This is a genomic window from Flavobacterium sp. SM2513 (assembly GCF_050908145.1).
GTDB lineage: Bacteria > Bacteroidota > Bacteroidia > Flavobacteriales > Flavobacteriaceae > Flavobacterium.
The window spans coordinates 847235-866712 of record NZ_CP194228.1 but is presented as its reverse complement, the minus strand read 5'-3'; the positions used below and the strand labels follow the sequence as shown (position 1 = coordinate 866712).

General features: G+C 35.1%; 13 protein-coding genes. 10 read left to right on the top strand and 3 right to left on the bottom strand.

Going from position 1 to position 19478, the window contains the following annotated elements; genetic code table 11:
- The first annotated feature begins 5 nt into the window (after positions 1-5).
- The gene (locus ACQ5J2_RS03360) at positions 6-1880 is read left to right on the top strand and encodes an OmpA family protein (RefSeq protein ID WP_432672304.1); all 1875 of its coding nucleotides are present in this window, start codon (positions 6-8) and stop codon (positions 1878-1880) included.
- A gap of 311 nt (positions 1881-2191) precedes the next feature.
- Here the strand turns inward: ACQ5J2_RS03360 and ACQ5J2_RS03355 are convergent, their stop codons facing one another.
- Positions 2192-2641, bottom strand: a complete 450-nt coding sequence (locus tag ACQ5J2_RS03355) for a 6-pyruvoyl trahydropterin synthase family protein (protein WP_432672302.1) — start codon at positions 2639-2641, stop codon at positions 2192-2194.
- A 133-nt stretch (positions 2642-2774) separates the two neighbouring features.
- Between ACQ5J2_RS03355 and rbfA the strand changes: the two genes are divergently transcribed.
- The 3 genes from rbfA to ACQ5J2_RS03340 all read left to right on the top strand — a co-directional run bounded on the left by rbfA (position 2775) and on the right by ACQ5J2_RS03340 (position 5188).
- Positions 2775-3167 carry a 30S ribosome-binding factor RbfA gene (gene rbfA, locus ACQ5J2_RS03350; RefSeq protein ID WP_432672301.1) on the top strand — a complete coding sequence of 131 codons (393 nt, stop codon included), beginning with the start codon at positions 2775-2777 and terminating at the stop codon, positions 3165-3167.
- Between the two features lies 1 nt (position 3168).
- On the top strand, positions 3169-4368 hold the full coding sequence (locus tag ACQ5J2_RS03345) for an ABC transporter permease (RefSeq protein WP_432672299.1): 1200 nt from the start codon (positions 3169-3171) through the stop codon (positions 4366-4368).
- Positions 4369-4504: 136 nt separating this feature from the next.
- The gene (locus ACQ5J2_RS03340; RefSeq protein ID WP_432672297.1) at positions 4505-5188 is read left to right on the top strand and encodes a DUF4230 domain-containing protein; all 684 of its coding nucleotides are present in this window, start codon (positions 4505-4507) and stop codon (positions 5186-5188) included.
- 111 nt (positions 5189-5299) lie between these two features.
- Here ACQ5J2_RS03340 and ACQ5J2_RS03335 read toward each other — a convergent pair whose 3' ends face one another.
- Positions 5300-5908, bottom strand: a complete 609-nt coding sequence (locus ACQ5J2_RS03335; RefSeq protein ID WP_432672295.1) for a superoxide dismutase — start codon at positions 5906-5908, stop codon at positions 5300-5302.
- Between the two features lie 474 nt (positions 5909-6382).
- Here ACQ5J2_RS03335 and ACQ5J2_RS03330 point away from each other — a divergent pair, with 474 nt between their 5' ends.
- The 4 genes from ACQ5J2_RS03330 to ACQ5J2_RS03315 all read left to right on the top strand — a co-directional run bounded on the left by ACQ5J2_RS03330 (position 6383) and on the right by ACQ5J2_RS03315 (position 15069).
- Positions 6383-9532, top strand: a complete 3150-nt coding sequence (locus tag ACQ5J2_RS03330) for a UvrD-helicase domain-containing protein (protein ID WP_432672294.1) — start codon at positions 6383-6385, stop codon at positions 9530-9532.
- Positions 9533-9550: 18 nt separating this feature from the next.
- Entirely contained in the window at positions 9551-10750 is a 1200-nt protein-coding gene (gene kbl / locus ACQ5J2_RS03325) for a glycine C-acetyltransferase (RefSeq protein WP_432672292.1), read from the top strand.
- Between the two features lie 104 nt (positions 10751-10854).
- Positions 10855-12237: an OmpA family protein gene (locus tag ACQ5J2_RS03320; RefSeq protein WP_432672291.1), complete on the top strand. Its 1383-nt coding sequence runs from the start codon at positions 10855-10857 to the stop codon at positions 12235-12237.
- Between the two features lie 66 nt (positions 12238-12303).
- Positions 12304-15069 (top strand): PD-(D/E)XK nuclease family protein, encoded by a 2766-nt coding sequence (locus tag ACQ5J2_RS03315; RefSeq protein WP_432672290.1) that lies wholly within the window; start codon positions 12304-12306, stop codon positions 15067-15069.
- On the opposite strand, the gene ACQ5J2_RS03310 is transcribed toward ACQ5J2_RS03315, so the two are convergent.
- Complete coding sequence (locus ACQ5J2_RS03310; protein WP_432672288.1) at positions 15066-15851, bottom strand: alpha/beta fold hydrolase; 786 nt, start codon at positions 15849-15851, stop codon at positions 15066-15068. The genes ACQ5J2_RS03315 and ACQ5J2_RS03310 overlap by 4 nt on opposite strands.
- Before the next feature lie 465 nt (positions 15852-16316).
- Here ACQ5J2_RS03310 and ACQ5J2_RS03305 point away from each other — a divergent pair, with 465 nt between their 5' ends.
- A complete protein-coding gene (locus ACQ5J2_RS03305) occupies positions 16317-16655 on the top strand; it encodes a hypothetical protein (RefSeq protein WP_432672287.1) in 339 nt (112 codons plus the stop codon).
- A gap of 48 nt (positions 16656-16703) precedes the next feature.
- The gene (locus tag ACQ5J2_RS03300) at positions 16704-19466 is read left to right on the top strand and encodes a T9SS type B sorting domain-containing protein (protein ID WP_432672285.1); all 2763 of its coding nucleotides are present in this window, start codon (positions 16704-16706) and stop codon (positions 19464-19466) included.
- The last annotated feature ends 12 nt before the right edge of the window (positions 19467-19478 follow it).

Here is a 19478-nt window from a genome sequence, read left to right as displayed (position 1 = left end):
ACATAATGAAAAGACTCTATATTCTATTAAGCTGTGTGTTAGTAAGCACTACAACCTTAAACGCACAAAATAAGAAAACCGAAAGCGCGGACAAACTCTTCCAACAATTTGAGTATGTAGACGCGGCAAAGGAATACCTAAAGTTAGTAGACAAAGGTCAGAAAGACCCGTACATCTACAAACAATTGGCAGACGCTTATTACAACATGTACAACCCCGAAGAAGCAGCCAAATGGTATGCGATGGTAGTGAAAAGCCCACAAGAGGCAGAAACCTACTTTCGCTATGCACAAATGCTAAAAGCCACGGGTAAATACGAAGAAGCCAACAAGCAAATGGCCGCTTTTGCAAAAAAAGCACCAAGCGACCATAGAGCCAAAGACTTCAACCAAAATCCGAACTACTTGCCGAAATTGTTGAACAAACAAAAAGCATTCAACGTAAAAGCATTAGAGATTAACAGCGAAGGAAGTGACTTTGGAGCGATGTTGACAAATGACAACACGTTATATTTCACCTCTTCAAGAAACAAAAGCAAACGTACCGACGGATGGAACGACGAGCCGTATTTAGACATCTACAAATCGACATGGAATGAGGATAAAACCTTCAGCAAACCCGAAGAAGTAGCCGAACTAAACACCAAATGGCACGACGGACCAGCAACCATTAGCAATGACGGAAACACGATGTACTTCTCAAGAGATTCACACGGAGAAAAAGAATACGAGAAAGACAAAAAGTTGAACACTAAATTTGGACAAGTATTTTTATACAAAGCAACCAAAGAAGGCAATACTTGGGGTAATGTAAAATCGTTACCATTCAACAACAAAGACTATTCTAACAGTAGTCCGAGTTTGAGTAAAGATGGAAAGACCTTGTACTTTAGTTCAAACATGCCCGGTTCAGTAGGAGAAACAGACATTTGGAAAGTAGCAGTAAACAGCGACGGAACATATGGTAAACCAGAGAACATGGGAACTAAAATCAATACTGAGGGGAAAGAACAATTTCCACAAATCACGGATGATAATGTATTGTACTTCTCATCAAATGGTCACATCGGACTAGGAGGATTAGACGTTTACATGGTAGATTTGAAAACGAATAACCAAATAGAGAACGTTGGAAAACCAGTGAACAGTGAGAAAGACGACTTCGCATTTAGTTTCAACGTAACAAAAAACGCAGGATTCTTTTCAAGTAACAGAACAGGAGTTGACAATATGTATTGGGCAAACCCGGTATGTGGCGTAGAAGCGATGATTGTGGTTACTGATGCAAAAACAGGAGCACTATTATCAAATGCGAGAGTGGCTATCTTAGATGCAAAGAAAAACGTATTGGAAACGCAAACAACATCTGCTAACGGAGAGATTATGTTTCCTGTAGATTGTATGATTCCTTACAGCATTCAAGCAGCAAAGGATGGTTATGAAAGCGGTGTATTCTCAATAGCTGCGACTAATGGTGGTAAATTGAAAGTTAGTGCAGCATTGAACCCAATAGATGTGATTGTAACTGATGTTGCAGTAGTGCTTAAAGACATTCAATTTGAATTTGACAAATCAAATATTACCGCTGAAGGTGCATTTGAGCTAGACAAACTTGTTCAAGCAATGAAAGCCAACGAGAATATGGTGATAATGGTTAAAGCACACACGGATAATAGAGGTAGCGATAACTATAACATGAACTTATCAGACCGAAGAGCGAAATCAAGTGTTCAATATATAATCTCGAAAGGTATCGATAAAGCCAGAATTACTGGAAAAGGATACGGAGAAAGCGAGCCTAAAGTAGATTGTAAAGAGGCTTGTACGGAAGAAGAACATGCTATGAACAGACGTAGTGAATTCTTGATTGTGAAGAAATAATTTACATCCGTTTTGTATACAATAAACCCCTGAAGTGAACGCTTCAGGGGTTTTTGGTTTTATTATATCGATTGTTCTATTTATGAAAGCGATATGTTTCCAGCGAAGACACATAAATGACTTTCGAAGACACATAAATTGATTTCTAAGAGACACAAATGACTTTCGAAGATACACAAATGAGTAACGAAGACACGTAAATGAATTTCTAAGATACATAAATGACTTTCGAAGACACGAAAATCAATTTCTAGGATACACAAATTGAACGCTAAGACATTTGAATTACTTCGAATAAGTGTCTTTAGAATTTAATTATCACTCGCAAACCACTCTGCAAACGAAGACTCCGTTTCTTGTAATTTCAATGAAAATAAAGCGATATTTTCGGGTAATCTATTTTTAATTCTTTGTGCAAAATCAATAACCATGTTTTCACTCGTTGGTTGGTAATCCACTAATATCACATGATGGTCTCGTTTCATTAACTCTTTGGCCAACTCGACATGAGGTGTGTTTTGGTTAAAAACCGTTGCATGGTCAAACTGGTCAACAATTTCTTCCTTTACAATTTTCTTTAAATCGGTAAAATCAATTACCATCCCAAATTTCACGTTACCGGAATCAGTTATTGGTGTGCCAATTACCGTTACTGATAATTTATAACTATGTCCGTGAACGTTTTTACATTTTCCGTCATACCCATATAATGCATGACCCGTTTCGAATGTAAACTGTTTTGTGATGCGAATTTTACTCATTGTGATTAATTTTGATGCAAATTTACATTATTTTAAGTTGGATTTTGAAAAACTGAAACTTCATAAAACAAATTATTCGCCACTAACGCACTTCTAATTTAAGACATACAACTTAAAATTGTATTTTTGCAAAATGGAAACGAACAGACAGAAAAAAATAGGTGGAGTAATCCAAAAAGATTTAGTGGATATCTTGCAAGGTGAAATAAGAAAGAATGGAATTTCAAATTTGGTTATATCCGTTTCAAAGGTGGTTGTAACTTCAGATTTATCCGTGGCAACCGTGCATTTGAGTATCTTCCCACAAGAAAAAGCTGCGGAAACTTTAGCGGCAATCAAAACAAATACGTCCTTAATTAAGCATGATTTGTCGCAACGTGTAAAAATGCAATTGCGAAAAGTGCCTAACTTAACATTCTTCATCGACGACTCGTTAGATTACATTGAGAAAATTGACAATGCATTAAAAGGAGAAGAAAATCCGATTGAAAACCGTGACTTATTAGAGAAACGAAGAAAATACTAATTTGAATTTTTCACTTTACATCGCCAAGCGTTACCTCAAAAGTAACAGTAAAAATACCGCCATTAATACCATCAACTGGATTGCAAGTATTGGTATTATTGCTGGTTCGATGGCGTTGTTTGTGGTACTTTCGGTTTTTAGCGGATTGATTGATTTCAGTCTTTCGTTTACCAATACCATCGACCCGGATTTGAAAATCGTTCCGAAAACCGGAAAGTTTTTCGCCTTTAATCCCAATGAAGAGCAAGAATTATCGAAACTAAAAGACCTTGCTTTCTACAGCAAAACCGTCGAAGAACGCCTTCTTTTTACTTTTAACGGAAAACAGCAAGTCGCCAATTTAAAGGGCGTCGATACGTTATTTACAAAAGTAAGCACCGTTGAAGAAGGACTTTATGGCGGACAATGGATTGAGCCTGGAACGTTGCAAGTGGTAGTAGGTTATGGCATTTCCCAGAAACTTTCAATGGGATTGATGGACTTCAATAACGCATTTCAAGTTTTTGTTCCAAAGGCGGGAAAAGGAGAAATCAATAGTCCCGAAGATGCTTTTTTGACACAAACTCTCGTGCCAATTGGGATGTATGCCATCAGCGATGATATCGATTTAAAATATGTTTTTTGCGATTTGCCCCTTGCACAAGAAATGCTTTTTCTAAAGCAAAACCAACTTTCAGCAATAGAATTTAAACTCAAACCCAATGCGGATGAAGCAGAAGTGGTGCAGGAATTAAACACCATTTTTAAAGACAAAGTAATTGTAAAAAACCGAGCACAACTTAACGATTCGCTTTATAAAATGCTCAACACAGAGAATATCGCGGTGTATTTAATATTCACCTTGGTCATTATTGTGGTACTTTTCAATTTGATTGGAGCATTAATTATGATGATTTTAGAGAAAAAAGGAAACCTCAAAACCCTTTTCAATCTCGGAGTCGAAATTAAAAATCTGAAAAATATCTTTCTGTTTCAAGGAACACTATTGTGTTTCATTGGCGCTTTAATTGGATTGTTTTTAGGTGTGTCGATTGTTTTGGCACAAGATTATTTCAAGTTCATTATGATAACCGATACGTTGGCTTATCCGGTGAAATTTACGATTCAGAATGTTTTAATCGTTTTAGCAACCGTAACCGTTTTAGGATTTGTCGCTTCTTATATTGCAGCAAGTCGGGTGAATAAGAAGTTGTTGGAGTAGATTAAAACAGCAATAGCAATTTCAAAAATCAAGTTTAATTTGTATTTGAAGAGTAATTATATTTTTACACTAATTCATTAAAACACATAATAAATGCTGATATAGGTTTCTTATCTTCGTACGAAATTCGAATGCCATGAGCGAGCCTTCTGCAAATTACAATAAATCCGGTTTCATTAATAATTTAATGCAATTCTTTTCCGAATCGCGCAAGTGGATTGTTGCTGTATTGTTTGCTATTATTGTGTATTTGGTTTACCAATTAGTAACCAAGTCAAGTACTACATCAACGATTGAATACGACACCAATTTAATTGAACAGCAAATAAAAAACGTTGGAAAATTGGTTGTAACCGAAGGACATTTCGCCGAAGTCATTACCTATAAAGACCAGAAAAAATACTTACTAGATATCATCTCTTTCGAGAAAAAAGCACTAGTTGTAGTAAATGCTGAAGTAACCGTTTCATTCGATTTAAGCAAAATCAGCTACGACATTGACGCTCAAAATAAAACATTGACCATCAAATTTATCCCAAAAGAAGAAATAAAAATCTATCCAGATTACAAATATTACGACGTGCAATCGACCAAATTAAATGATTTTACAGCAGAAGATTATAATAAAATAAACAAAACCGTTCGGGCTAATTTGGCTAAGAAAATTGAGAAATCTTCTTTGAAAACCAATGCGAAAAACAGACTTGTGAGTGAACTTTCTAATATGTTACTACTTACAAAATCTATGGGTTGGAAATTACAATACGACGGAGAAGTAATTAATTCTGAAAGTGATTTTGCGGAAAAAGTAAAGGGATAGAAGCGAAAATAAACTCTAAAATAAACTGTGAAAATTTGTGTGAATGCGAAACACAAAAAAAAGCAGAAAACCTAAGTTTCCTGCTTCTCCAATTTTAAACGACTAAAATTTTTATTTTTCAACTGCAAAACGTCTTGCAACTTCTGTCCAGTCAACTACATTAAAGAAAGCTTCAATATAATCTGGACGACGGTTTTGGTAATGCAAGTAATACGCGTGTTCCCAAACATCCATTCCTAAAATTGGCGTTCCACCACAACCTACTTCTGGCATCAATGGATTGTCTTGATTTGGAGTTCCGCAAACATCAAGTTTTCCATCTTTTTTCACACAAAGCCAAGCCCATCCTGAACCAAATTGAGTAGCACCCGCTTTGGCAAACTTCGTTTTAAACTCCTCAAAACTTCCAAAAGAAGCTTCAATCGCAGCCATCAACTCACCTTTAGGCTCTCCACCACCATCTGGCGACATTACTGTCCAAAACAAATTATGATTGTAAAAACCACCACCGTTGTTTCTAACAGCCGCGTTTTTTTTGTCTAAATTAATCAAGATGTTTTCAATCGTCAAACCCTCTAATTCAGTACCTTCAACAGCCGCATTCAAGTTTGTCGTGTATGCATTGTGATGCTTCGTATGGTGAATTTCCATAGTTCTAGCGTCAATATGTGGCTCTAATGCATCGTATGCATAAGGTAATTTTGGTAATTCAAATGCCATAATATGTATGTTTTAATGATTTATAAAAAATGTAACCAAAAATAAACAATTATCTTCACAATCAAAAATGCACCAACGTTATAATTTCTTTAAATAAAAAAAAACACTCTTTTCTTGGAGCTATTTCGCGCTATCCGCTTCAAGTCCTCATCAGCAAAGCTATTTTTCCAAAGTCCAGAAAGGAGCTTCCGCTGGTCGCTCTTTCTGGCCAGGAAAAATTAGCTTTCCGGATTCCGGGCTTTCCGTTACTATCACGGCTAGGGATTTAAGGATTGGAATGACAATATCAATTTCAATAACAATTTCAATTTTAAATTTGTGCAATTTTTATAGATAACCAGTTAACCAATCATTTTTACTAATTGAATCAACCTGAAAATTTGTGCTAATTTGTGAAATTGGTGGTAAAAAAAGGATTGTACTATTTCTGTCCAATTTCCAAAAAAAGCACTATTTTTAGACAAAATACCAACCATGCAAAAACACGCTTTCTCCATTTACGACGCATCAGCCGGTTCTGGAAAAACCTTTAACCTCGTTAAGGAATACCTGAAAATTATCTTGTCTGCTAAAAAGAATGATGCGTATCGCTCCATCCTTGCCATCACATTTACCAATAAAGCGGTTCACGAAATGAAAAGCCGTATCGTAGGCAGTCTTTCTGAATTTATAAAAGACGAACCCGCGGCGAAAGCCCTACAATTAATGGACGTTTTAGTTGAAGAAACCGAACTTGACGCTTCGCAAATTAAAGCAAAATCACAAGAAATCATAAAGCATATTATTCATAATTATGCCGCATTTGATATTTCTACGATTGATAAATTTACCCACAAAGTCATCCGAACGTTTGCTCACGATTTAGACCTTCCCATGACTTTTGAAGTTTCTCTTGATACCGAAAACTTATTAACAGAAGCCGTTGACGCCATCATTGCCGAAGCCGGAACCGATGAAATGCTCACCAAACTGCTCATCGATTTCACAATGGAAAAAACCGACGATGATAAAAGTTGGGACATTTCACGCGAAATCATGGATACCGGAAGATTAATTCTCAACGAAAACAATAGGGAAGAAGTCATCAATTTTCAAGGAAAGTCGATTCCTGATTTCATGGCAATCAAACAGAAATTAAAGGAAACGTGTAAAACGATTATCGAAGAAAATGCAAACCGTGCTTCGGATATTTTGGAAACTTTAGAAAAAAACGGTGTCGATTTAAAATCATTTTCACGAGGAACTTTTCCCAATCACGTTACAGGAATTTCGCAGAAAAACTTTAATCCTTTAAATAAACGTTACCACGAATTTGAAGATATCGCCATTAATAAAACCGCAAAAGATAGAGCGATTATTGAAAATTTGATTCCGCAAATGTTATCGCAATTGCAAATTATTTATGAGCAATTTGCCCAACATGATTTTTACAAAGCGTTTCTAAAAAACATCACGCCACTTTCGTTGTTGAATACGTTGAGTAACAAATTAGCCGATATTCAAAAGGAACAAAACATACTTTCGATTGCTGAATTTAATGCCATTATTCACAAGGAAATTCAAAAGCAGCCCGCTCCATTTATTTACGAACGAATGGGCGAACGCTACAAACATTTCTTTATTGACGAATTTCAGGATACGTCAGAAATGCAGTTTCAAAATTTAATTCCGTTAATCGATAATGCGTTAGTAAGCGAAGATTTACAAGGCGAAAGAGGTTCGCTGATGATTGTGGGCGACCCAAAACAATCCATTTACCGTTGGCGTGGAGGGAAGGCGGAACAATTTATCGAATTGAGTAAAGACGCAAATCCTTTTGGGATTCCCGATAAAACCGTCGTTCATTTAGAGGATAATTTCCGCAGTTATTCGCAAATTATCGAATTTAATAATGATTTTTTTAAATACATTTCAGGCGAATTTGAACACGAAGATTATAAAGATTTGTATGAAAACCATAGTCGGCAGAATGTCAAAGACAAAATTGGCGGTTATGTAAATGTCTCGTTTTTGCCAAAAAAGGAAAAATCGGAAGAGGAAGATGAACTGACCCAAGATGATTTATATGTTATAAAAACATTAGACATTATTTTAAAAGTGCAGCAGCAAGGTTATTCGTATAGCGACATTGCGGTTGTAGTTCGTCATAATAAGGACGGTGTGGCTGTTGCCAATTATCTGACAGAAAACGAAATACCCATTCAATCTTCGGAAACCTTATTGATTGCAAATGCAACGGAAGTGCAGTTTTTAATTCACGCGTTGAATTACTTAAAAAATGCGAACGACCTTGAAGCCAAAGCGTATTTTCTATATTATGTTGGGTTCTATAATTTGCCGCCTTCGGAAATTCACGATTTTATTGCCAAGGGAATGAGTTTCAAGTTTGAGAAGGAGTTAGAAGAATGGTTGGAAACTTTTGAAATGAAATTATCGTTTCAAAACATTCGCAAGAAAGCATTGTATGAAACCGTGGAATTATTGATTTCGAAATGCATTCCGGTGTCCAAAAATAATGCGTATTTGCAATATTTCCTGGATATCGTTTTGGAACGCGACATTAAAAACCAAGCCGGAGTTGCCGACTTTTTAGAATATTGGGAAAAGAAAAAAACGAGTTTCAGCATTCCTTCGCCGGAAGGAAATAATGCGGTTCGAATTATTTCTATTCACAAATCGAAAGGATTGGAATTTCCAATTGTGATTTTTCCCTTTGCCGATGAAAATTACAGTCGACAGCGAAAAGACAAATTATGGGTCGACAACGAAACGGAAACGTTCGATTTACAAAGGGTTTTAATCGATAATAATAAAGCAGTTGAAGGATTTGGCAATGCTGCAAAAACTGTTTTCGACCAAAAAGCACAAGAGCAATTGCTTGACAATATTAATGTTTTGTACGTTGCCTTGACGCGTCCAGAAGAACAATTGTACATTATTTCGCAGTATGAGGTTTTGAATTCAAAAGGCGAATGGCCTAACACTACTTCCTCATATTTACTCAAATATTTGGATAGCAAACATATTTTTGAAGAAGGAAAATTGGAATACGAATTTGGCATTGCCAAGAAATATTCAGGTGAAAAGAAAGCATCGATTTTGCCAAAGAAAATAACAAGAGTTGCGGAAGTTTTGCCAATTGAGAATATTAAAATCGCGCAACGCGAATCCTTAATGTGGGGCACTTCGCAACAAGATGCGATTACTTACGGAAATATAATCCACGAAATTTTGTCTTATATTCATACTAAATCGGATATTGACTTGGCTTTGCAAAAAGCGTTGGAAAACGGGTTGATTGCAGGAACGCAAAAAGATATTGTTGAAAAAACAATTCGGGAGATTGTAAATCATACGGACTTGAGTTTGTTTTTTGACGAAAACAGTACGGCTTTCAATGAGCAAACGATTATTCAAAAGCATGGAAGTTTAGTAAAACCCGATAGAATGGTTTTGAAAAACAACACCGAAATGTATTTATTGGATTATAAAACCGGGAAACATGAACCGAAATATCATAAACAATTGCAGAAATACCAAGACGCAATTGAGCAAATGGGCTACAAAGTGATTAAAAAGTCCATCATATACATTGGCAACGAATTTGAAATTGTAAATTTGTAAAAAATAAATACACAAACTATGTACGGAAAAATTCAGCAACACTTGCAAAATGAGTTGAAAGCTATTGAAGACAATGGTATTTTCAAAAAAGAACGCGTGATTACTTCGCCTCAAGGAGCGGAAATCACTATTTCTACAGGTGAAACAGTTTTGAACTTTTGTTCTAATAATTACCTCGGACTTTCATCGCATCCTGAAGTAGTTCAAGCCGCAAAAGATGCATTGGATTCACACGGTTTCGGAATGTCATCGGTTCGATTTATTTGTGGAACACAAGATATTCACAAAAAATTAGAACAAAAAATCGCGAATTTCTACGGAACAGAGGATACTATTTTATATGCAGCTGCTTTTGATGCAAACGGAGGTGTTTTTGAACCATTATTAGGAGAAGAAGATTGTATAATTTCAGATAGTTTAAATCACGCTTCTATTATTGATGGTGTTCGATTGTGTAAAGCTTCAAGATACCGTTACCAGAATAATGATATGGTGGATTTGGAAGCACAGTTAATTGCCGCATCTGAAAAAGGATGTCGTTTCAAGTTAATTGTAACGGATGGTGTTTTCTCAATGGACGGAATTGTAGCGTCATTAGATAAAATTTGCGATTTAGCGGATAGATACGATGCATTGGTAATGGTTGATGAATGTCACGCTGCAGGTTTTATTGGTGCGACAGGAAAAGGAACATTAGAAGCTAAAGGAGTAATGGGTCGTGTAGATATTATTACTGGAACTTTGGGGAAAGCTTTAGGTGGAGCAATGGGTGGTTATACAACTGCTAAAAAAGAAGTAATTGAAATTTTACGTCAGCGTTCACGTCCATATTTATTCTCTAATTCTTTGGCTCCAGCAATTGTTGGTGCTTCAATTAAGGTTTTTGAATTGCTAGAAAGCGATACATCGTTAAGAGATAAATTAGAATGGAATACCAATTATTTCAAAGAAGGAATGATTAAAGCAGGTTTTGACATCGTTCAAGGTGATTCTGCAATTGTTCCTGTCATGTTATATGACGCTAAATTATCACAAGTAATGGCCGATGAATTGTTGAAAAAAGGTATCTATGTAATTGGATTCTTCTTTCCGGTAGTGCCAAAAGACAAAGCTAGAATTCGTGTACAGTTATCTGCGGGTCATTCGAAGGAACATTTAGATAAGGCTATTCAGGCATTTACGGAAGTTGGAAAAAACCTTGGAGTTTTAAAAACCTAGAAATAGTATAAAAAAAATATAATATTTTATTAACACTTTCTTTTGTTCTTAAAATATAACACATTACTTTTGCCTTATAACTTTTGTAACTAATAAAATCAATTATGAAACATCTTAACAAAATTCTTGTTGCTGTTTTACTTGCTATGGGATTGAATGCCCAAGCTCAAGACAGTAATAATCCATGGGCAATTTCCTTTGGTGCAAATGCAGTAGATACTCGCGCTGGTGCGGGTGATAGTTTTGCCGACAAATTTAATCAGCCATTTAAAGTTAGCGAAAGCTGGAACATCCTTCCTTCCGTGTCTTATTTAAATGTAAGTAAATCTGTTGGTGCAGGTTTCACGTTTGGAGTAACGGGATCTGTTAATAAAATTGACAAATTAACAACCAGAGCACTTGTTGGTACTGGATATGAAGTTACTAATCCTGGAGATTTAACTTATTATGGAGCAGACGGAATTATCCGTTACAGTTTCATGAACTTACTCGGTTCTAAAATAATTGACCCTTCGGCTCACATTGGTGGAGGTTATACTTGGATGGGTGATTATGATACTGGTACTGTTAATGGAGGTTTAGGATTAACATTTTGGTTTTCTGAGCAAGTAGGTCTTTCTTTGCAATCAACTTACAAGAAAACTTTTGCTGATGCAGTTCCATCTCATGTACAACACTTTGCTGGTTTGACTTTCAAATTTGGAGGAAAAGATACAGATGGTGATGGAGTTTATGATAAAGATGATGCATGTCCAGAAGTTGCTGGTCCAAAAGAATTAAACGGATGTCCTGATACAGATGGAGACGGAATTTTAGACAAAGATGATGCTTGTGCTGATATTTTTGGTTTAGCTGAATTCCAAGGTTGTCCTGATACAGACGGAGATGGTGTAGCTGATAAAAATGATGACTGTCCAGAAGTTGCTGGTTTAAAATCTATGAAAGGTTGTCCTGACACTGATGGAGATGGAATCACTGATAAAAGTGACAAATGTCCAACTGTAAAAGGACCAAAAGAAAATGGTGGTTGTCCATGGCCTGATACTGACGGAGACGGAGTGTTAGACAAAGATGATAAGTGTCCTACTGTTAAAGGTACTGTTGCAAACAACGGATGTCCTGAAATGACAGAAGAGCAAGTAATCAAATTAAATGCTTACGCTAAAACAATCTTGTTTAACAGTGGTAAATCTTCTTTCAAACAAGAAACGTACCCAGTATTATTGTCAATTACTGCAATCTTAAAAGAATTTCCAAGTTCTAAATTTAGTATCGAAGGTCACACAGATAGCGATGGTAAAGATGCAATGAATCAAACACTTTCTGAAGAAAGAGCTGGAGCAGTAAGAATGTACTTAATTGAAAATGGTATTGCTACTGACCGTTTAACTTCATCAGGTTTTGGTGAATCAAAACCAATTGACACAAACAAAACTTCTAAAGGAAAAGCCAACAACCGTAGAGTTGAAGTGAAATTAGTAAAATAATTTTATTCCTTTAAATATTTAAGAAACGCCTCGATTTATCGGGGCGTTTTTTTGTATTTTTATCTTATGGAAAATACATCATTCTTAAGCCAACTAGCCCGAAAGATTCTCAATGATTCGGAAATTAAAACGCAGGATTTAATTGTAATTCTTCCCAATAGAAGAGCGAAAGTGTTTCTGTTAGAAGAATTAAAGAATAATGCCGAACAGACCTTATTTGCACCTGAAATTATAAGTATTGAAGATTTTGTGCAACAACTTGCTCAAATTCGAACCATTGATACGGTTGAATTACTGTTTGAATTTTACACCGTGTATCGGTCCTTACCTCAAGAGGAGAAGCAGCATGAAGATTTTGAATCTTTTGCCAATTGGGCAAAAATACTACTACAAGACTTTAATGAAATTGACCGTTACTTACTCAAGCCAAGTCACGTATTTTCGTATTTAAAAGATATTGAAGACATCAAACACTGGTCGCTTGACGTAGAAAAGCGGACTTCAATGATTGAAAAATACTTGAAGTTTTGGGAGCTTTTACCTAAATATTATTCCAGTTTATATGAATACTTGTTGCAAAAGGGCACCGGGTATCAAGGTTTGATTTACCGGGAAGCGGTGAACAATCTCGACCAATTTTCAAAAGCAACTTACAATAAAAAATACTTATTCGCAGGGTTCAATGCATTAAATGCTGCCGAAGAGAAAATAGTGCAGCACATGATGGCACTTGGACAAGCGGAAATTGTGTGGGACATCGATCAAGTGTTTATGAATGATTACCAACATGATGCCGGATTATTTCTTCGTCGGATTAAGAAAGAGTGGGAACATTATAAAACCAATCCGTTTGAAACCATTGCAAATGATTACTCATTAGCCAAAAAAATTCAAATTATTGGTACGCCAAAAAGTATTGGTCAAGCCAAAATCGCAGGGAAGATTGTGGAAAAAATCATTGAGGAAGTGCCTGAAAGCATTCACAAAACTGCCGTTGTTTTAGGCGAAGAGAGTCTTTTATTGCCGCTTTTGCATTCTTTGCCAAAAAGCGTTCCCTCACTGAATATTACCATGGGATATTCGGCTAAGAACAATCCGGCACAACTTTTATTGGCAAAGCTTTTCAAGTTACATACCCATGCTATCAAAAGAGATGCGAAGTCCTACGTTTTTTATTACAAAGATTTGATGGATATTTTGACGCATCCGTTAGTCGAACCATTTAGTGCGACCTCGGCTTTAGCCAAAATCATCAACCAGAATAATTATACGTTCATTACTCATCAAAGAGTGCTTGAATTGCAGGATGAAAAGAATGAATTATTTAATTTATTATTTCAGCAATGGAACGAAAAACCGGTCGTCATTCTGGAGAATTTGTCCAAATTATTACTATTGATAAAGGACAAATTACAAAGTGACTCGCAAGAAGAGAAAATCACCAATGCTTTTGTGTACAGTATTTTTAAGGTCATCAACAAGCTGATTACCTACTATACTAATCACGATGAGATTGACGATTTGAATACTTTGTTTTCTATTTACAAACAAGTAATCGACGTTGCCGAAGTCTCTTTTGAAGGAGAACCACTTAGCGGGTTACAATTGATGGGTGTTTTGGAAAGTCGGGTGTTGGATTTTGAAAATGTGATTATTACTTCGATGAATGAAGGGAAATTTCCGGCGGGAAAAGCATCCAATTCCTTTATTCCTTATGATGTGAAACGGGAGTTGGGCTTGCCTACTTTCAAAGAAAAAGATGCTATTTATACTTTTCACTTTTACCATCTTTTGCAACGTGCTAAAAACATTTACTTGCTTTATAATACCGAAAGTGAAGGTTTAGACGGTGGTGAACGAAGTAGATTTATCACACAAATTGAAATCGAAAAGCAAGATGCACATGAGTTGACTCAGGAAATTTACAATTCAGAAGTACCTCAAAAAGCGTATGAACCAATGGTGGTAGAAAAATCTGAAAGTGTGATGTTGCGATTGAAAGAAATTGCAGAAAAAGGCTTTTCGCCATCGGCATTAACGAGTTACATCAGGAATCCGATACAGTTTTATTTGCAAAAAATCATCCGAATCAGTCAAGTAGATGAAGTAGAAGAAAATGTAGCCGTAAATACCTTGGGAACCATAATTCACGAAACTTTGTTTGAATTGTATCAACCTTTTGTGGGTAAAATTTTAAAAGCTGAGGACATCAAAGGACTTTTTCCAAGAATTGAAGCTGAAGTTTTAAACCAATTTAAACTTATTTATAAAGAAGGAGATATCCAAAAAGGCCGAAACCTTTTGGTTTTTGAGGTTGCAAAAAGAAATATTTTCAACTTCCTGCATGTAGAATTAAAAAGTTTGGAAGCGGGAGACGAAGTTAAAGTTCTCTTTTTAGAGGAAAAATTTTTTCGAATTCTAAAACATCCTGATTTGCCTTATGATGTCAAAATTGGTGGGGAAGTGGATCGAATTGAAGAACGAAATGGCAAAATTAGAATCATTGATTATAAAACGGGTAAGGTGGAATCTGCTTCGGTGACTTTGAAAACGTGGGACAACTTGGTTACTGAAATTAAAAACGACAAGATTATTCAAATTTTAGCGTATGCTTTTATGTTTGAAAAAGAAGCAAAAGGAAAGGAAATGGAAGTGGGAATTATCTCTTTCAAAAACTTAAGAAATGGTTTTTTGCCTTTCAAATTTAAAGAAGGAAAAGACATATCGACAGTTGTAGACACGGTTGTTTTGGAAAATTATTTAAAAGAATTAGTTGTTTTGTTGAAAGAAATATTGAATGTTGAAATTCCATTTGAGGAAATAATCAATTAAATTTTCTTAAAAAAAGCACTCAAAACCACTTTCAATTCCTCCTGATTTTCAATCGTACTCATGTGTCCGTCAGGAAAAGTGACGAGTGCTACTTTGGTGCCTTCAATTTGTGAGGTGGTTTCTTCATAATTTAAAACTGGGTCTTTTTCGCCTAAAATTAGTAGCATCGGATAATCTGAAAAATGCAGTAAAACTTCTCGGTCTCTGCGAATTTTCATGCCTTCAAGTGAGGCAACAATGCCTTGAAGTGGCGTCTTTAAGGCTTCTTCTTTTACCTGTTCAATCTCAAAGGCAAGCCGTTCGCGGTTGTTTTCGCTGAATAAATTGGCAATGGAAAGCCGAATGAAATTGGTGTAATTGTGTTTTACAGCAATAATCGCTCGGTCTCTATTTATTTTTCGTTCGTCGCTGTCGGCTCGTGCCGTGGAGTTCAAAAGCACTAAACCTTTCATGAATTCGGGATACAATTCGGCGAAAGCCAAAGCTACATAACCACCCATGGAATGCCCTACGAATGCGGCTTTCCGGATGCGAAGTTCCGCTAAAACGGCGTGAACTACATCGGCATTGTCTTCCATAGAATGAACGTATCCCAAGGATTCCGTTTCTCCATGACCCAATAAATCGATGGTGATGATGCAGTTTTTTTTTGAAAATTCAGGTATAAAGGCCTCCCACATTTTTTTATTTTCCAAAAAACCGTGTAGCAATACAATAGCTGTTCCTTTGCCTTGGTCGGTAAAAGAGATTGTGGTGTTTTTGAAGTGAATTGTTTTTGACAAAATGGGCTGAATTTATCTGGCAAAGTTACATTATTCCTGCTTTTTCTAATTTAAATTTCGTGTATAATTGGAGTTGAAAATTATGCGTAAATTTAAAACTTGTTGACAAACCTATAGTATTTATATGATTTATACAGTAATTATAATTATTATATATAATTACCAGTGTAAATATAAATGTATATATTTTTTATAAAAAAATACAAGTGTAAATACAATTTGGGATATTCTTTATACATATTTAGCAAATGCAAATATAAATATAGGTAATTTATGTACAGAGTTACAAGTGCAAATATAAATAGTCGTGCAGGACTACATATATTTACAAGTGTAAATATACATACTGTGGCAATATAGCTGTATATTATATTTAGAATACTCGTGAAAATTTAGTAATTGTATTTGAACTTTAAGTTTTTTGCTTTAATTTTAAATTTATTTACAACTAAAAAATAAAAACCGATGAAAAAAGACCGAAACCCTATTAACGTAGGAAGAATACTGAGTACTCATTTAAAAGACCACTTTATTCAAGGGGAACATTTGGCGGGTTTGATAGGAAAACAAGGGCAAACCGTATCGTTGTACCGCAATAGTCCTGACATCCGAACCAATACTTTAGAGGACATTAGTTATGCCTTGGAGCATAATTTTTTTCAAGATATTGCTAATCATTTGCCTCGTGAGTTTAGCGTAAGTGCAAGATATAATGCCGATAATTTATCATTAATTGCCCAACTTCAGGAGGAAAATAAGGTGTTGCGGATTGAGAATAACTTGTTGATGCGGATGAAGGGGTAGGTTTTATTTGTATATTAGCTACTTCGATAAGTTTTAGGACCTTTACTTATGATTTTAGTAAAAAAAAATGATACTTCTTTTAAATTGAGAGCATTTTATTTATTGCTTTTCATTTCACTTCTTCCCCTAAAATCTTTTGGGCAGGAATTTGATTGGGTATATGCTACTAAAGGGGTGGTTGGAGAAAATGAGTATCCACCAATGGGAATTGTAAGACTTATGGCAATAAATGATAATAATGAAACCTATGCAACGGGCTCTTTTAGTGGTTTTAATGATTTTGGAGATGGGCAAGAAGATGTTTTTATAAAAGCTAGCGATGTTGCAAGTTCTAGTTATTTAATAAAATTAGATGAAAATAAAAATATTTTATGGGCCAAGAGTTGGACTGTGGGAGGCTCATATTTTTTTTCATCAATTAATATAGATAATGATGGTGATTTAATAATTAGCGGCTATACTCGACCTTCTATTTCGACCTTGTATTTTAATCTTACTCCTCCAAATCCTGCTTTTCCAAAAATACTAGCACCAACCCACGAAGGACTTTCAAATAAGCAATATTATGGCTTTGTTTTGAAGTTAGATGCACAAGGAAATTATATTAATACTATTCTATTTGAGGATACACATATTAACGATCTAGTAATTGATAATAATAATGATATAACTGCAGTTGGATTTACTGTTAGCTATAGCGATAATCCTTTGATTGCTTATATAATTGATTGGAGCTACATTACTAAGTTAGATACTAATTTAAATGTATTGTGGGAAAAGGAATTTAATAATCAAAATACTAACAGTTATAATGGCTTTACTAATATTGAGATAGACAGTCAGAATAATATTTATTGTTCAGGTATATATAAAAATAGTTTTTTATATGGTACCACAAGTTTAGCGCAACCTCCATCAGATCTTGATGCTGCAAATCATTTTATATGTAAATTTTTGCCTAACCAAACTGAAAGTTGGATTATAGATATGTTATATTATAAGGTTTCAGATATGCATATTAATGGTTCAAATTCTATTTATTACTCTGCAAATTATATTGAACCTAGCCCCATTCAATTTAATAATGTGACAGTAAGTGATTTACCTTCAGGGAATGACGTGTCATCTGATGCCGCCATTTTTAAAATAGACGTTAACGCTAACTATATCTGGAGTTCATCAATTTATGGACAATGGGATCAATTGATGACAAACTTTACCATAAATAGTATTGGCGAGTTGATAATACCCGTTAAATCAGGATTGTCTGATGAATTTTATTTTAAAAATTCAACAACAACAATTGAAACAAATAATGCTAGTTATCTTTTATTAAAAGTAAGACCCGATGGAGATTTAATTGATTTTAAGCGATTGTATGTAAACACACTTGAAGACCGTGTGAGTATTGATGCTGTTCATGTCGATTCAAACGACAATATTCTTCTAGGAGGGTATTTTCAAAGGCCAACCGATTTTGACCCACATCCCTTGGAAGATTATATATTAACAAATGATCTTTTTCAAAATGGAATTGATGGCGACTTTTTTAATGAAACGAGAGGTTATGTTTTGAAATTATCTAAATGTGATATTGGACCCTTGTTCGATGAGCATTATGATTTTTGTGCAGGTACAACACCCAATCCTACCATTGGAGACATTCAACCAAAAGCATTCAATGTAAAATGGTACTTGTCATCGACTTCGCCAACCCCTTTAACTGAGAGTCTTGCAATCGTTGACGGAGAAACGTATTACTATGAAAATATAGTAGAAAGCTGTCCTAATTTTGATAGATTGCCAGTTATAATGAACATTCTGCCTCCTCCGCCACCACCTGTAATTGAGGCTATCCAGCCTTGTTTTGTTCAAGGTTTAACGCTTGCTGATTTAAATATAACGGGAGAAAATTTAGCCTTTTATGCTACTTTAGTTGGCGATGCCATTGCCGATTCTACAGTTATAATTCCCGACAAGATTTATTATGTCAGCCAAACCATTGGTTTCTGCGAAAGCCAGCGAATTGCTGTAATTATATCCGATTATTTTGGGTCAAGCCCAAACCAACATTCTATTTTCTTTTGCAAAAGCAATCCAAACGACGTTAATGAAATTATAAATATTTCAGAATACAACAGCGTTTTTATTCCTGCAGGTGCGGCAGAGGTCAACTATGTTTTTAGTTATTATCATTCCTTTGACGATGCAGAAGGAAATATTAGCCCAATTACCAATTTTCAAAATTACCAAGCAACTTTTGAAACGGTTTATGTAAGAATATTTTCAACACAAAGTCTTTGTTTTAAAATAACTCAGCTAATAATAGATTTTTCTAGTCCACCAGTTATTGAAAAAGTAATAACTACAGATTGGTCAAATAACAATACAATTACAGTTTTACCAAATAAACCAAATTATACCTATTCATTGGATGGAATTATTTACCAAAACAGTAATTACTTTGAAAATTTAAGAGCGGGCTCATACACGGTTTTTATCAAAAATGAAGCAGGATGTGTTGGAAAACCAGAAGAAGTATATCTTCTAAATTATCCAAAATTTTTCACACCTAACGGAGACGGGTATAATGACTTGTGGAGTATAAATTTCGCTCAACTTCAAGACATATTCAATGTAGAAATATACGACAGATATGGAAAATTTATAATTTCTTTTAATAAAAATAATCCTGGTTGGGACGGAAAGTATAATGGTATTATTCTTCCTGTAACAGATTATTGGTTTAGAATTACACGTGTTTCTGACACAAAAATTGTTTACAGGGGACATTTTTCATTAAAACGATAATTCAATTATAAA

Coding starts and splice junctions, on each gene's coding strand:
- rbfA (WP_432672301.1), top strand. CDS start 2,775: ATGGAAACGAACAGACAGAAAAAAATAGGTGGAGTAATCCAAAAAGAT.
- ACQ5J2_RS03305 (WP_432672287.1), top strand. CDS start 16,317: ATGAAAAAAGACCGAAACCCTATTAACGTAGGAAGAATACTGAGTACT.
- ACQ5J2_RS03335 (WP_432672295.1), bottom strand. CDS start 5,908: ATGGCATTTGAATTACCAAAATTACCTTATGCATACGATGCATTAGAG.
- ACQ5J2_RS03320 (WP_432672291.1), top strand. CDS start 10,855: ATGAAACATCTTAACAAAATTCTTGTTGCTGTTTTACTTGCTATGGGA.
- ACQ5J2_RS03315 (WP_432672290.1), top strand. CDS start 12,304: ATGGAAAATACATCATTCTTAAGCCAACTAGCCCGAAAGATTCTCAAT.
- ACQ5J2_RS03355 (WP_432672302.1), bottom strand. CDS start 2,641: ATGAGTAAAATTCGCATCACAAAACAGTTTACATTCGAAACGGGTCAT.
- kbl (WP_432672292.1), top strand. CDS start 9,551: ATGTACGGAAAAATTCAGCAACACTTGCAAAATGAGTTGAAAGCTATT.
- ACQ5J2_RS03330 (WP_432672294.1), top strand. CDS start 6,383: ATGCAAAAACACGCTTTCTCCATTTACGACGCATCAGCCGGTTCTGGA.
- ACQ5J2_RS03300 (WP_432672285.1), top strand. CDS start 16,704: ATGATTTTAGTAAAAAAAAATGATACTTCTTTTAAATTGAGAGCATTT.
- ACQ5J2_RS03340 (WP_432672297.1), top strand. CDS start 4,505: ATGAGCGAGCCTTCTGCAAATTACAATAAATCCGGTTTCATTAATAAT.
- ACQ5J2_RS03360 (WP_432672304.1), top strand. CDS start 6: ATGAAAAGACTCTATATTCTATTAAGCTGTGTGTTAGTAAGCACTACA.